The 13,578-nt window shown below is 65.7% G+C and carries 10 protein-coding genes and 1 tRNA gene; 3 read left to right on the top strand and 8 right to left on the bottom strand.

The features are described from left to right. Positions 1–24: 24 nt before the first annotated feature. Entirely contained in the window at positions 25–2,649 is a 2,625-nt protein-coding gene (alaS, locus tag AB3X96_RS17175) for an alanine--tRNA ligase (RefSeq protein WP_368590604.1), read from the bottom strand. A gap of 323 nt (positions 2,650–2,972) precedes the next feature. Between alaS and AB3X96_RS17170 the strand changes: the two genes are divergently transcribed. Continuing rightward, positions 2,973–4,193 carry a CaiB/BaiF CoA transferase family protein gene (locus AB3X96_RS17170; protein ID WP_368590633.1) on the top strand — a complete coding sequence of 407 codons (1,221 nt, stop codon included), beginning with the start codon at positions 2,973–2,975 and terminating at the stop codon, positions 4,191–4,193. Between the two features lie 18 nt (positions 4,194–4,211). Here AB3X96_RS17170 and AB3X96_RS17165 read toward each other — a convergent pair whose 3' ends face one another. Together AB3X96_RS17165 and ggt are read right to left on the bottom strand one after the other, a co-directional pair. Next, on the bottom strand, positions 4,212–4,772 hold the full coding sequence (locus tag AB3X96_RS17165) for an alpha/beta hydrolase (protein ID WP_176107976.1): 561 nt from the start codon (positions 4,770–4,772) through the stop codon (positions 4,212–4,214). A 55-nt stretch (positions 4,773–4,827) separates the two neighbouring features. After that, positions 4,828–6,639: a gamma-glutamyltransferase gene (ggt, locus tag AB3X96_RS17160; RefSeq protein WP_368590603.1), complete on the bottom strand. Its 1,812-nt coding sequence runs from the start codon at positions 6,637–6,639 to the stop codon at positions 4,828–4,830. Positions 6,640–6,987: 348 nt separating this feature from the next. Here ggt and AB3X96_RS17155 point away from each other — a divergent pair, with 348 nt between their 5' ends. Both AB3X96_RS17155 and AB3X96_RS17150 read left to right on the top strand, forming a co-directional pair. Next, positions 6,988–8,712 carry a glutamine--tRNA ligase/YqeY domain fusion protein gene (locus tag AB3X96_RS17155; RefSeq protein WP_368590602.1) on the top strand — a complete coding sequence of 575 codons (1,725 nt, stop codon included), beginning with the start codon at positions 6,988–6,990 and terminating at the stop codon, positions 8,710–8,712. A gap of 178 nt (positions 8,713–8,890) precedes the next feature. Beyond that, positions 8,891–9,805 (top strand): transporter substrate-binding domain-containing protein, encoded by a 915-nt coding sequence (locus AB3X96_RS17150; RefSeq protein ID WP_368590601.1) that lies wholly within the window; start codon positions 8,891–8,893, stop codon positions 9,803–9,805. Between the two features lie 16 nt (positions 9,806–9,821). Here the strand turns inward: AB3X96_RS17150 and AB3X96_RS17145 are convergent, their stop codons facing one another. From AB3X96_RS17145 to AB3X96_RS17125, 5 genes are all read right to left on the bottom strand, one after another. After that, positions 9,822–10,271 carry an NUDIX hydrolase gene (locus tag AB3X96_RS17145; RefSeq protein ID WP_368590600.1) on the bottom strand — a complete coding sequence of 150 codons (450 nt, stop codon included), beginning with the start codon at positions 10,269–10,271 and terminating at the stop codon, positions 9,822–9,824. Next, positions 10,268–10,651: a hypothetical protein gene (locus AB3X96_RS17140; RefSeq protein ID WP_176124129.1), complete on the bottom strand. Its 384-nt coding sequence runs from the start codon at positions 10,649–10,651 to the stop codon at positions 10,268–10,270. The genes AB3X96_RS17145 and AB3X96_RS17140 overlap by 4 nt, the downstream gene beginning before the upstream one ends. A gap of 121 nt (positions 10,652–10,772) precedes the next feature. Further along, entirely contained in the window at positions 10,773–12,338 is a 1,566-nt protein-coding gene (locus AB3X96_RS17135) for a methyl-accepting chemotaxis protein (RefSeq protein WP_368590599.1), read from the bottom strand. Positions 12,339–12,524: 186 nt separating this feature from the next. Beyond that, a tRNA-Arg gene (locus AB3X96_RS17130) sits at positions 12,525–12,601 on the bottom strand. Positions 12,602–12,720: 119 nt separating this feature from the next. Next, complete coding sequence (locus tag AB3X96_RS17125; protein ID WP_368590598.1) at positions 12,721–13,551, bottom strand: undecaprenyl-diphosphate phosphatase; 831 nt, start codon at positions 13,549–13,551, stop codon at positions 12,721–12,723. Positions 13,552–13,578: the final 27 nt, after the last annotated feature.

Here is a 13,578-nt window from a genome sequence, read left to right as displayed (position 1 = left end):
GCCGGACTCAACCGACCATCAGATTCAAAGCTGTCCTTCGACCCAGCTCTTGACGCCCGCGAGCGCCGCCGGCAGGTTGGCCGGTTCGGTACCGCCAGCCTGCGCCATGTCCGGACGGCCACCGCCCTTGCCGCCCACCTGCTGGGCCACGAAGTTGACCAGTTCGCCCGCCTTGACCTTCCTGCTGGCGTCGGCGGTCACACCGGCGATCAGGCTGACCTTGCCGCCTTCGACCGACGCGAGCACGATCGCCGCGCTCTTCAGCTTGTCCTTGAGCTTGTCGACCGTTTCGCGCAGCGTCTTCACGTCCGCGCCTTCGAGCGTTGCCGCGAGCACATGCACGCCGCCCACTTCGATCGCCTGGCCGGCGAGTTCGTCGCCCTGGCTCGACGCCATCTTCGACTTAAGCGCGCTCAGTTCCTTCTCGAGCGCCTTTACCTGGTCCTGCACCTGGCCGATGCGCTGCGTGAGTTCCGCCGGTTGCGCCTTCAGCACGGCCGCTGCCGCGTTGACGCGCGCTTCGAGCTCCTGCACGTAGCGCACCGCGTTGTCACCGGTGATCGCTTCGACGCGACGAATACCGGCCGCGACGCCGCCTTCCATCACGATCTTGAAGAAGCCGATGTCGCCCGAGCGATTCACGTGCGTACCGCCGCACAGCTCACGCGAGAAACCGAGGTCGAGCACGCGCACTTCGTCGCCGTACTTTTCGCCGAACAGTGCCATGGCGCCGCCCTTCACCGCATCGTCGTACGACATCAAACGCACGATACCGGGCGCGTTCGCCAGCACTTCCGCGTTGACGATTTCCTCGACGCGGCGGATCTGTTCGTCCGTCATCGGCGCGTTGTGCGCGAAGTCGAAGCGGGTCTTGTCGGCGTCGACGAGCGAGCCCTTTTGCTGCACGTGCGAACCGAGCACCTCGCGCAGCGCCTTGTGCATCAGGTGTGTGGCCGAGTGGTTGCGCGCCGTGCGAGCGCGGCGCACCGCGTCGATTTCCGCCTTGACGACGTCGCCAACCTTCAGCGTGCCCTGCTCGAGCGTGCCGTGATGGCCGACCACGTCGGCCTGCACCTTCAGCGTATCGGCAACGGCAAAGCGCGTGCTGGCGTTCGCGAGCACGCCCTGGTCGCCGACCTGGCCGCCCGACTCCGCGTAGAACGGCGTGTGATCGAGCACGACGACCGCCGGCTGGCCGGCTTGCACCTGCTGCACCGACGCGCCGTCCACATACAGCGCGACGACCTTCGCGTCGTCGAAGACGATTTCTTCGTAGCCGTGGAAGGTGGTCTTCGCGCCCGAGTATTCGAGGCCCTGGGCCATCTTGAACTTGCCCGCCGCGCGCGCCTGCTCGCGCTGACGCGCCATCGCATCGTCGAATGCGGCTTCGTCGACCGTCACTTCGCGCTCGCGGCAGACGTCCGCGGTCAGGTCGAGCGGGAAGCCGTAGGTGTCGTGCAGCTTGAACGCGAGTTCGCCGTCGAGCGTCTTGCCACCCTTGGCGTCGAGATCGGCCAAGGCGGCTTCGAGAATCGACATGCCGTGCTCGATCGTCTCGAAGAAGCGCTCTTCTTCCTGACGCAGCACGTCGGTCACGCGCTTCTCGGCCTGCGCCAGTTCCGGATAGGCTTCGCCCATCTGCGCGACGAGGTCGGCGACGAGGCGATGGAAGAACGAACCCTTCTTGCCGAGCTTGTAGCCGTGGCGGATCGCGCGGCGCACGATGCGGCGCAGCACGTAGCCGCGGCCTTCGTTGCCCGGAATCACGCCGTCGACGATCAGGAACGAGCACGCGCGGATGTGATCGGCGATCACCTTCAGCGAGTTGTTGGTCAGATCGGTCACGCCGGTTTCGCGGCCGGCGGCCTGGATGAGCGCCTGGAACAGGTCGATCTCGTAGTTGCTGTGCACGTGCTGCAGCACTGCGCCGATACGCTCGAGGCCCATGCCGGTGTCCACGCATTGCTTCGGCAGCGGCGTCATGTTGCCCTGCGCGTCGCGGTTGAACTGCATGAACACGAGGTTCCAGATTTCGATGTAGCGGTCGCCGTCTTCCTCGGGCGATCCCGGCGGGCCACCCCACACGTCCGGGCCGTGGTCGTAGAAGATTTCCGAACACGGGCCGCACGGGCCGGTGTCGGCCATCTGCCAGAAGTTATCCGACGCGTAGCGCGCGCCCTTGTTGTCGCCGATGCGGATGATGCGCTCGACCGGTACGCCCACTTCCTTCGCCCAGATGTCGTGCGCTTCGTCGTCTTCCTGGTAGACGGTGACCCACAGCTTGTCTTTCGGCAGCTTGTAGACTTCGGTCAGCAGTTCCCACGCGTAGTGGATCGCGTCGCGCTTGAAGTAGTCGCCGAACGAGAAGTTGCCGAGCATCTCGAAGAACGTATGGTGACGCGCGGTGTAGCCGACGTTCTCGAGATCGTTGTGCTTGCCGCCGGCGCGCACGCTGCGCTGCGCGGTCGTGGCGCGCGAATACGGACGCAATTCCGCGCCGAGGAACACATCTTTGAACTGCACCATCCCCGAATTGGTGAAGAGCAGCGTCGGGTCGTTGCCGGGCACGAGGCTCGACGAACGGACGATCGTATGGCCCTTCGATTCGAAGAACTTGAGGAATTTCTCGCGGATTTCAGCGGCTTTCATAGCGTGCGGGGGACGGTCCTGACGGTTCCTGACGAAGACTGGCGGTCGATGGGATGCGCCAACTGTCTGTTTCTTTAAACGACTGATTATACGGGATCGGCACGCGTGCGCGGCACTGCGCGCATGCCGTGCTGGCCATCCGGCCAGCACGGCATGCGCCCGCGGCGACACTCGCGTGTCCCATCGTCCGAGCGGCGCTATGACGTTCGGCTGACTGCGCCCGCGAGCGGGAATCGCTTAAGATGACTTCCACGAAACTTCGCGCGAAATGGCGCATGGCGGCTCGCCGCGCGGCCTGCAACCATCAGGAGACATTCAGGAACATGGGCGCTCTCAGTCACATCCGCGTGCTGGATCTCACCCGCGTGCTCGCCGGTCCGTGGTGCGCGCAGACGCTCGCCGATTTCGGCGCCGACGTCATCAAGATCGAACGCCCCGAGGTCGGCGACGACACGCGCCACTGGGGGCCGCCGTATCTGCAGACGCCGGACGGCGCGGACACGCGCGAAGCCGCCTACTATCTCGCGGCGAACCGCAACAAGCGCTCGGTCACGCTCGACATCGCGTCGCCCGAGGGCCAGAGGATCGTGCGCGAACTGGCCGCGCAATGCGACGTCGTGCTCGAAAACTACAAGGTCGGCCAGTTGAAGAAATACGGCCTCGACTACGAATCGCTCAAAGCGGTGAAGCCCGACCTGATCTACTGCTCGGTCACGGGCTTCGGGCAAACCGGGCCGTATGCGCAGCGCGCCGGTTATGACTTCATCGTGCAGGGCATCGGCGGCTTCATGAGCATTACCGGTGAGCGCGACGGCCAGCCGGGCGGCGGCCCGCAGAAGGCCGGCGTCGCGATCGCCGACCTGATGACCGGCATGTACTCGACGATCGCCGTGCTGACCGCGCTCACGCACCGCGACCGCACGGGCGAAGGCCAGTACATCGACATGGCGCTGCTCGACGTACAGGTCGCGATGCTCGCCAACATGAATTCGAACTACCTCGCGAGCGGCCAGCCGCCGGTGCGCTGGGGCAACGCGCATCCGAACATCGTGCCCTACCAGACCTTCCAGACGAGCGATGGCTGGATCATCGTCGCGGTCGGCAACGACGGACAGTTCCGCAAGTTCGTCGAGGTGGGCGGCCGCCCTGAACTCGCCGACGACGACCGTTTCGCGACCAACCCCGCGCGCGTGCGCAACCGCGAACTGCTCGTGCCGATGCTCGCGGACATGGTCCGCTTGCAGGGCAAGCAACAATGGATCGCGACGCTCGAAGCGGCCGGCGTGCCGTGCGGGCCGATCAATAACCTCGACGAAGTGTTCGACAACGAGCAGGTGGTCGCGCGCGGCCTGCAGGTGGCTCTGCCGCATCCGTCGGGCGGCACGGTCAAGCTCGTGCGCAATCCGATCAACATGACCGGCACGCCGCCGCAGGCGCTGAGCCATCCGCCGCTGCTCGGCGAGCATACCGAGCGCGTGCTGCGCGACCTGCTCGGATACGACGCGCAGACGATTGCGGAGTTGAAGCGAAAAGCGGTGATCTGATCGACCAGGCGGCGAGACTCAGCGCACACGCGTTAGCGAAGCCAGCCAGCTCCGCCCCTCGTCCCAATCGCCGAGGCCGCTATCGGCGTTGATGTGGCCGCGCGCGCCGATGCCGATCCAGCGGCTGCCCCACGCGCTCGCGCAGGTTTGTGAAAACGGCACGCCGCCATACGGATCGTCGCTGCTCGCCACGACGATCGTCGCAAACGGCAGGCGCTCGAGCGGCACCGGCGCAAAGCCGGTCGCGTCCCGCGGGAAATGCGCTTCGGCCGGATCGGGCACGGCGACCAGCAGCGCGCCGGCCACTTTCGCGAGTTGCGCCGCGCTCGCGTACTGCGAGGCCCAGAACGCCGTGGTCAGACAGCCGAGACTGTGAGCGGCGAACACAACCGGCGCGTCCAGGGAATCGAGCGTGGCGGCCAGCGTGCGGCACCAGGCGTCGCGCGAAGGGTGGTCCCAGTCCGGCATCCGCACGCGGACGAACGCGGGATCGAGCGCTTGCCAGCGCGTTTGCCAGTGGCCTGGGCCGGAGTCCAGATAGCCCGGCAGTACTAGTTTGGTTGGTTGTTGTTCGGTCATCGTGCTTCCCCGTGTTCGGCTTATGGCCCGCTCGCGGGATAGCGCGGCGGGGCGTCTACCGTATCACGCGTGCCACGCCGGCACCACGGGGATCGCTCGCTGGCTCGGGCGTCGCGCCGTTCACGCGGATCATCTGCACGTCGCCGTTGAACGGCTGCTGCTCGACCGTATAGCCGAGCTCCTTCAATTGCGTGGCGAGCTCATCCGGCGCGGCATGGTACGGCTCGAAGTAGATCGTCTTTTGCGGCAGCAGCTGATGATGGAAACGCATTGCGGCGAGCGCGTCCGTCGGCGACATCTCGAAGTCGAACAGATTCGTCATCACCTGGAAGATCGTCGTCAGGATGCGCGAGCCGCCGGGCGTGCCGATCGCCAGCGCGATCTTGCCGTCCTTCAGCAGCAGCGTGGGCGTCATCGACGAAATCGGGCGGCGGCCCGGCGCGATCATGTTCGGCTCGGCCTCGGCATCGGCGGCGCCGGATGCCGAGGCCGCGCCCGACGCGCCCGTCGCCCCGGCGCCGGCCGGCTTGATCAGGAAATCGTCCATCGCATCGTTCAACAGGAACCCGCCGCCGTCCACCACGACGCCCGAGCCGAAATCGCCGTTCAGCGTGTAGGTGTTGGCCACCGCGTTGCCCCACTTGTCGACCACCGAGAAATGCGTGGTTTGCGCCTTTTCCGTCGCCGCGGCGCCGTCGACTCCAGGCTTCTCCGGGGCCGCTTCGGGCGCTTCGCCGGTTTTGACTTCGGCCGCGCGCTGCGCAAGGTAGGCGTCGTCGATCAGCTTCGCGACCGGTACCGCCGATGCGTCCGGGTCGCCGATATAGCGTTGCCGGTCAGCGAATACCCGATCCTCGATCTGCGCGATCAGATGGATGTACGGCGCCGAATTCAACGCGAGACCGTCGAACGCCGGCTGCACAGCGGCCCGCATTTTCAGCAACTGGATCAGCCCGACGCCGCCCGAGCTCGGCGGTGGCGCGGTGATCACGCGGTAGCCGTGCCAGTCGGCCGCGAGCGGCTCGCGCCAGAGTGCCTTGTACTGGCTCAGATCCTGGCTCGTGATCAGGCCGTGGCCGTACATCTGCGCGGCGATCATTTGAGCCGTGCGGCCCTCGTAAAACTCGCGGCCGCCGTCGCTCGCGATTCGCCCAAGCGTCTGCGCGAGTTCCGGCTGGCGCAGCGTCGCGCCCGCTTTCAGGTTGCCGAAATAGGCGTCGAAATTGGTCTTGCCGGCGAAACTTTTCGCGGCCGCGTCGCGTCGCTGCTGCAGGCGCGGGCCGACCTGGAAGCCTTCGGTCGCGTAATGGATCGCGGGCGCGAGCACCTGCTTCCATTTGAGCTTGCCAAAGCGCCGCTGCGCTTGCCACATACCATCGACAGTGCCCGGCACGGCCGCCGCGCGATGACCGACCGTGCTCATGCCAGGCACCACGTTGCCCTTGTCGTCGAGGTACATGTCGCGGTTCGCCTGCTGCGGCGCGCGCTCGCGATAATCGAGAAAATATGGCTTGCCGTCGACCAGCAGCGTCATGAAACCGCCGCCGCCGAGGTTCCCCGCATCGGGCCTCGTGACGGCGAGCGTGAAGGCCATCGCGACCGCGGCATCGACCGCGTTGCCGCCTTCGGCGAAGATCTGCTGCGCGGTGTCCGCGCTGTAGCCGTCCGGCGCGGCGACGGCCGACCCATCGAGCGCCGGCTTCGGCGGCGGTGTTTTCGCAGCGGCGGACAGCGGCGCAGCCACGTTCACGGCCAGCGCGGCAAACCAGGCCGAAGCAAGCACGCGACGAGTACGGCAAGAAAATCGGGCGCTAGCCAAAGCGCGGGCAAAAGGCGCGCGAAACGCGCCGTGCATCGGGATAGACATCCGAGAGAACTCCGGCAACGAGGCGAGCATGGCGCACGAGCAGAGGAGCCTCGTGCAAGCGATGAAGAACAGAGTGGACAGCTCAGGCAGCCTGCCCCGCGCGAAGGCCCAGCGCGGGTGCGCGGGCCGCGCGCAGCAGCGCATCCTAAGTCGGCGCGGCGCGCGTCGCCAACCCGTTTTACCTCCTGTTACAGCCCCGCGCGCCTGCCCCGGTGACGGCGGCATCCGCGCCAGACCCGCCCCACCGTTGGCTGCACGCCGCAAGCGCCTGCCGCGAGCGGGCTCGTCAGGTAGAATTGACGGCTAAGCGGGCGCATCACGCGCCCCCACGGACTCTCACCTTCTCGCATGAATACCGAACGCAAAGACGCTGACCGCAACGACGCGCCCGCGGCATCCAATTTCATCCGCAACATCATCGACGACGACAACCGCACCGGCAAATGGAGCCAGCGCGTCGAAACGCGCTTCCCGCCGGAGCCGAACGGCTATCTGCACATTGGTCACGCGAAGAGCATCTGCCTGAACTTCGGCGTCGCGCGCAGCTACGGCGGCGTGTGCCATCTGCGCTTCGACGACACCAATCCGGAGAAGGAAAGCGTCGAGTACGTCGAGTCGATCATCGACTCGGTGCGCTGGCTCGGCTTCGAATGGGAAAAGGACCGCACCGAGCATCTGTACTACGCGAGCGACTACTACGACAAGCTGTACGAGTTCGCCGAGCTGCTGATCCAGCGCGGCAAGGCGTACGTGGACAGTCAGTCGGCCGAGGAAATGCGCGCGAACCGCGGCTCGGCCACCGAAGTCGGCACGCCGTCGCGTTTCCGCGAGCGTTCGGTCGAGGAAAACCTCGACCTGTTCCGCCGCATGAAAATGGGCGAGTTCAAGGAAGGCGAGCACGTGCTGCGCGCGAAGATCGACATGTCGTCGCCGAACTTCAACATGCGCGACCCGGTCATCTACCGCATCCGCTTCGCGCATCACTACCGTACCGGCGACACCTGGTGCGTGTACCCGATGTACGACTACACGCACTGCATCTCGGACGCGCTCGAAAACATCACGCATTCGCTGTGCACGCTCGAATTCGAAGATCACCGTCCGCTGTACGACTGGATCCTGAACGAGCTCGCCGAAGCCGGCATCTTCAAGCGTCCGTTGCCGCAGCAAATCGAGTTTTCGCGCCTGAACCTGACCTATGCGATCACCAGCAAGCGCAAGCTGCTGCAACTCGTCAACGAAGGCCATGTGGAAGGCTGGGACGACCCGCGCATGCCGACCATCGTCGGCGTGCGCCGGCGCGGTTTCACGCCCGAATCGATCCAGCTGTTCTGCGAGCGCATCGGCGTGACCAAGGTCGACTCGTGGATCGACATGAGCGTCTTTGAAGGCGCGCTGCGCGACGATCTCGACGAGAAGGCGCCGCGCATCGCCGCCGTGCTCGATCCGGTCAAGCTGATCATCGACAACTTCCCCGAACGCCTCACCGAGCCGTGCCACGCACCGGTGCATCCGCATCATCCGGAACAGGGCGTGCGCGAGTTTCCGATTTCTCGCGAGCTGTGGATCGAGCGCGAGGATTTCACGGAAACGCCGCCGAAGGGCTACTTCCGCCTGTTCCCGGGCAACAAGGTGCGCCTGCGCTACGGCTACGTGATCGAATGCACACACGCGGACAAGGACGAGAACGGCAACATCGTCGCGGTGCACTGCAACTACTTCCCGGACAGCAAATCGGGCACCGAAGGCGCGAACAATTACAAGGTCAAGGGCAACATCCACTGGGTCAGCGCGGCGGCCGCGTGCCCGGCCGAAGTGCGCATCTACGACCGGCTCTTCAAGGAACCGCAACCGGACGCCGGCGGCCGCGATTTCCTCGAAGCGCTGAATCCGGACTCGAAGCGCGTGGTCCAGGCCTACCTCGAAACCGGCGCGCGCCACGCGCTGCCGGAGCAGCGCTACCAGTTCGAGCGGCACGGCTATTTCGTTGCCGATCGCGTCGATTCGAAGCCGGGTAAGCCCGTATTCAACCGCATCGTCAGTCTGCGCGACAGTTGGGGCAAGCCGGCCTAAGCTCGCGTCAGCGACGGCCCGGCGCTGCCGGGCCATCCGGGTTGCAGGATGTTAGATCGATATCACAGCGCGCTCGCCTGGGCGCGCCGGTCCGGGAGGCCCGATGAAGGTTGCAGGCCGCTGCGGGGAAGGGTCTGAAGGTATGGTTCGGGGCGGACGGGGCCCGCGCGGCTCAGGCATGCCGCATCTCGTGCGCGGCATGCACCGCGTGCTGCTTGCGCTGGCCGCCTGTGGCGTGGTCGCGTTCGCCGGCCCCGCACGCGCGGATGAACTGACCGGCACGCTGAAAAAGATCCACGACGACGGCGTCGTCGTGCTAGGCGTGCGCGAGGCATCGATCCCGTTCTCGTACTTCGACGGCAAGCGCACGGTCGGCTACTCGCAGGCGATCGCGATGCAGATCGTCGATGAAATCAGGAAGACGCTCGGCATCGCGCAGTTGCGGGTTCACGAAATTACGGTGACTTCGTCGAACCGCACGCCGATGCTGCTGAACAATCAGATCGATCTCGAATGCGGCTCGACCACGCACACGGTCGAGCGCGAAAACGTCGCCGCGTTTTCGGACAGCTTTTTCCAGTACGCGGTGCGCATGATCACGCGCAAGAACAGCGGCATCACCGACTTCCCCGATCTGGCCGGCAAGCCGGTCGTGACGACCGCGGGCACGTCCGACGAGCGCCTGCTGCGCAGCCTCAACACCGAGAAGCAGCTGAACATGCGCATCATGAGCGTGCGCGACCATCAGGAGGCCTTCAACGCGATGAAGGACGGCCGCGCGGTGGCGTTCGTGATGGACGAGCCGATCGTCTACGGTTTCAAGGCGACCGACCCGCATCCCGACGATTTCATCGTGACGGGGACGCCGCTCGGCTATGAGGTGTATGCGTGCATGTTCCGCAAGGGCGACGAGCCGTTCCGGGCGCTCGTGAATCGCGTGATCGTGCGCTCGCAGACGTCCGGCGACGCGGAGCGTCTGTACCGGCAGTGGTTCACGCAGCCGATTCCGCCGCGCGGCATCAATGTCAATTTCCCGCTGTCGGAGCAGAACCGCGCGTTGTTCGCGCATCCTAACGACCACGCGCTCGATTAAACGCGGCGCGCGCCCTCTATAGCGACCGGTGCAGTTCCGCGAGCGACAGTGTCGTCTCGAAGAGCCGCGTCAGACTACGGCTCGCATAGTGCGGGACCTCTTCGATCGACGCCCAGCGGTAGTCGTCCATCTCCGGGATCAGCGTGCCGTCCGAGCGGCGCGGAAATAGCGACGTGCAGGTGCACGTGCTCAGATCGAGTTCGCCGGCACGCGCGCGCGCCGCGAACAGATGCAGGTCCTTGTCGCGCCGATAGACGAACAGGCCGAGATCCTTCAGGCGGCCAGCCTCGAGCGCGATGCCGGTCTCCTCGACCATCTCGCGCAGCGCGGTGACGTGCGGCGCCTCGCCGTCCTCGCCCTGCCCTTTTGGAATATCCCAGTGCGTCGTTTCGGTGGCGTGCGCGAGCAGCACGCGCCCGTCGGGATCGAGCAGCACGACCCCGCACGAGACGATTCGCGGGCTCATCGCTTCTGCAGTTGCCAGGCGCCGCCTACCTTGCAGAAGTTCGGACGCAGGTTCATCGATTGCCCTTTCGCATTGAGTACGACGCCGAGGATGCGGCAAGTGCGCCCGCCGTCGGTCGAGGTGCTGTCCATCGTGATGGTCGCGTCGATCTTCACGCTATTGCCGGTGCCGTCGTTGACCCACGTGAAGCTGTCGCCGTCCTTTCTGTCATTGAGCGCGCTCATGACCGCGTGCTTGATCGAGTCGTTGTCGCGCTGCTTCATGTAGGTGATCGGCGTGTCGTTCAGAAAGGCCAGGTTCGCCCCTTGCGCGCCGATCGCCGCGCCGAGCAGCAGGCCTGCGGCACCAAGGCGGAACAGCACACGGGTTCGCGTCGACATGTGGGACTCTCCTTGAAGTGCGCACGTCGCGCACGGGCGCACGCGGTTTTTGGGCTTTTGATCCTGACCTCAAAAGCATAGCATGCACACTTCTGCAGGCAGCGCGCCATCGACGCGGCCATCAACGCGCGGCGGCCGCCCCCTGCAGGCGGAACGTGCTGACGACGTCGCGCAGCATCTGCGCCTGCTCCTGCATCGACTGCGCGGCGGCCGCCGCCTGCTCGACCATCGCCGCGTTCTGCTGCGTGGTCTCGTCCATCTGCGCGATCGCGAGATTGACCTGCTCGATGCCGCGGCTCTGCTCGTCCGACGCGGCGGAAATCTCGCTGATGATGTCGGTCACGCGCTTCACCGCATCGACGAGCGAATCCATCGTGCCGCCCGCTTTCTCGACGAGCGCCTTGCCGCTGCCGACGCGCGCGACCGAATCCTCGATCAGCGTCTTGATCTCCTTGGCCGCGTCGGCGCTGCGGCGCGCGAGATTGCGCACCTCGCCCGCGACGACCGCGAAGCCGCGACCCTCCTCACCGGCGCGCGCGGCTTCGACGGCCGCGTTCAGCGCGAGGATGTTGGTCTGAAACGCGATGCTCTCGATCACGCCGATGATATCGACGACGCGCGCCGAACTCGCCGCGATGCTCTGCATATTCGCGACGACGTGCTGCACGGCCTCGCCGCCCTCGCCCGCGAGCTGCGACGCGGAGTGCGCCATGCGGTTGGCCTGCAGCGCGTTGTCGGCGTTCTGCTTGACGGTCGCCGTCAGCTGCTCCATGCTCGCGGCCGTTTCGCCGAGCGACGACGCCTGCTGTTCCGTGCGTGCCGACAGATCGAGATTGCCCGCGGCGATCTCTTCCGCCGCGACCGTGATCGTTTCGGTGCCGCCGCGAATACGCCTGATCGCGTCGGCGAGGCGGCTTTGCATGCGCTGCATCGCGAACAGCATGCTTTCCTGATCGTTGCCGGCCAGTGTGACGGGGCACGATAGATCGCCGTCGGCGATCGTCTCCGCGACGCTCGCCGCGTAGGCGGGCTCGCCGCCGAGACTGCGCTTGACGTTGCGGATGATCAGCACGAGCGCGATGGTGCTGACGCTGCCGATCATGAGGATCGTCAGCAGATAGCGCAGCAGGTCGGCGCGGAACGCCGCGTCGATGTCGTTCACGTAGACGCCCGAAATCAGATACCAGTCCCACGCGGCAAAGCGCTTGACGAAGCTGATCTTCGGCACGTGCTCGTCGTGGCCGGCAAGGCGTCCCATGTAATCGACGAAGCCCTGCCCCTGCGCCTGCGCCACCTTGACCATCTCGACGAACAGCAGCTTGCCGTCGGTGTCCGCGTAGTGCGACACGTCCTTGTTGCGCAGATCGGCGAGCACTGGATGCATGATCACGACCGGCGTCGCGGTCGTCACGATCATGTAGCCGCTGCCGGGGTAGCGCATCGCGGACAGGCGGGCGAGCGCCTGCTGGCGCGCCTCATCGGGCGTCAGCTCGTGTTGGTCGGCGCGCTGCGCGTAGTCGGCGACGATGCCGTACGCGCTCTCGACGACGTTCTGCACCGCCGACTTGCGCTCAGCGAGCATCGTCGCGCGCGACTGCCACGCGGCCCAGCCGCCGAGGCCGAGCAGGCCGAGCCACGTGATCAGCAACGCGAGCCAGAGTTTGGTGTTGAGGCTGAGTCGGTTCACGCTGATTCCTCCATCGCGGCGCGTCAAACGGTTCTGTCGAACTAACGGCGTCGCGCGCGATTTCCTGAGTCCGGAAACACCCGAAGCAAGCTCGGCGTCGCGTTCAATGATCCGCGCGAGGTGCGAAAAGACAGCAAAAAGACAAAAAGGGTTACAGGCGCGAGGCCTGTAACCCTTCGATGATTCTGGTACGGCAGGAGGGGCTCGAACCCCCGACCCTCGGCTTAGAAGGCCGATGCTCTATCCAGCTGAGCTACTGCCGTATGGATCGCTATCCGCATGAAACCGGCACTCGCGGCGAGCCGCCCGATTTCGCACAAACTAAAATTTTAACTGACCTGCAAGCAACCGGGCCCGGATTATAACCGATCGCCCGCCGCCCTCAGACCGGCTGCGGATGCAGCATGAACCAGCCGAGGAACACGATTCCCGCGATCGCGCAGTACAAACCGAATGACGCGAGACGCCCGCGGCCCTCGAAGTAGCGCATCAGGAAACGCACGCTCAGGTACGCGGCGATCGCGGTCAGCACGCCGCCGAGCGCCGCGTCGGCAAGCTGGCTCGGCGCGTGGAGCAGCTTTGGCAGTTCGAGTACGCCAGCCGCGAAAATGATCGGCGTGCCGAGCAAAAACGAAAACTCGGCGGCTTTCTCGGTGGTGAGGCCGGCCGCATTGCCGGCGATCATCGTCAGGCCGCTGCGCGAGAAGCCCGGAATCAGCGCGCCGATCTGCGCGAGGCCGACGAAGAACGCCTGGCGGAACGTCAGCTTTTCCGGCGCCCGATGTGCGCGCGCGCGTTGCAGGCGATCGCCGAACCACAGCAGCACGCCGTTTACGATCAACGCAAACGCGACGATTCGCAGATCGTGAAAAATCGCCTCGAGGCGCTTTTCCAGCACGAGACCGACGAGACCCGCCGGAATCGTACCGATGATCAGCGCCCACATCATGTGACCGTCGTCGTTGCGGCGGCCGCCGAGCGACGCGAAGAAACCGCGCACCAGCGCGCACCAGCGCGCGCGGAAGTACCACAGCAGCGCGAACGCGGTGCCCAGATGCAGGGCGACGAGGAACGGCAGCAACTGCGGCGCATGCTTGTCGATGTGCATGTCGAACAGGGCTGGCACGAGCAGCGTGTGGCCAAGGCTGCTCACCGGAAACAGTTCGGTCACGCCTTGCAGCACGCTCAGGAATATCAGAAACGACAGGTTCACGCGGCGGTCCTTGTAAGGAAAATGTCG

Source organism: Paraburkholderia sp. BR13439 (assembly GCF_040948805.1).
GTDB lineage: Bacteria > Pseudomonadota > Gammaproteobacteria > Burkholderiales > Burkholderiaceae > Paraburkholderia > Paraburkholderia youngii.
The sequence above is the reverse complement of the archived record's forward strand: the minus strand, read 5'-3'. Positions and strand labels throughout refer to the sequence as shown.

Coding starts and splice junctions, on each gene's coding strand:
- alaS (WP_368590604.1), bottom strand. CDS start 2,649: ATGAAAGCCGCTGAAATCCGCGAGAAATTCCTCAAGTTCTTCGAATCG.
- AB3X96_RS17170 (WP_368590633.1), top strand. CDS start 2,973: ATGGGCGCTCTCAGTCACATCCGCGTGCTGGATCTCACCCGCGTGCTC.
- AB3X96_RS17165 (WP_176107976.1), bottom strand. CDS start 4,772: ATGACCGAACAACAACCAACCAAACTAGTACTGCCGGGCTATCTGGAC.
- ggt (WP_368590603.1), bottom strand. CDS start 6,639: ATGTCTATCCCGATGCACGGCGCGTTTCGCGCGCCTTTTGCCCGCGCT.
- AB3X96_RS17155 (WP_368590602.1), top strand. CDS start 6,988: ATGAATACCGAACGCAAAGACGCTGACCGCAACGACGCGCCCGCGGCA.
- AB3X96_RS17150 (WP_368590601.1), top strand. CDS start 8,891: ATGCCGCATCTCGTGCGCGGCATGCACCGCGTGCTGCTTGCGCTGGCC.
- AB3X96_RS17145 (WP_368590600.1), bottom strand. CDS start 10,271: ATGAGCCCGCGAATCGTCTCGTGCGGGGTCGTGCTGCTCGATCCCGAC.
- AB3X96_RS17140 (WP_176124129.1), bottom strand. CDS start 10,651: ATGTCGACGCGAACCCGTGTGCTGTTCCGCCTTGGTGCCGCAGGCCTG.